We start from the raw sequence: 255 nt of genomic DNA, 5'->3' as shown, positions 1-255 counted from the left end.
CAACCGTTGGCGGCGAAATTTTGGTCATTGGCGGCTCGCCGGGGAAAGAAAAAAGCACTCGTTGCGATCGCGCACCGAATGCTTGTCACCATTTACTGCATGCTTTCCCGAAAAGAACCGTTTTGGGGACCACAAGTAAGTTAGTATAGCCAAAATGAATACAGAATATACGAGATGCCTAAAAATAAGGCACCTCTGCTTTCCTGTTGTCTTTTTTGGCCATTTGTAGTGTATCCAAACTGATCACAGGATATA

Annotated in this window: 1 pseudogene; it reads left to right on the top strand. The window is 44.7% G+C overall.

Annotated elements, in window-relative coordinates:
- Positions 1-144, top strand: a pseudogene (locus tag LD028_RS09225) (IS110 family transposase); the annotation flags it as partial.
- Positions 145-255 lie beyond the last annotated feature (111 nt).

This window comes from Anoxybacillus sp. LAT27 (assembly GCF_022030075.1).
GTDB classification, from domain to species: domain Bacteria; phylum Bacillota; class Bacilli; order Bacillales; family Anoxybacillaceae; genus Anoxybacillus; species Anoxybacillus kestanbolensis.
The sequence above is the reverse complement of the archived record's forward strand: the minus strand, read 5'-3'. Positions and strand labels throughout refer to the sequence as shown.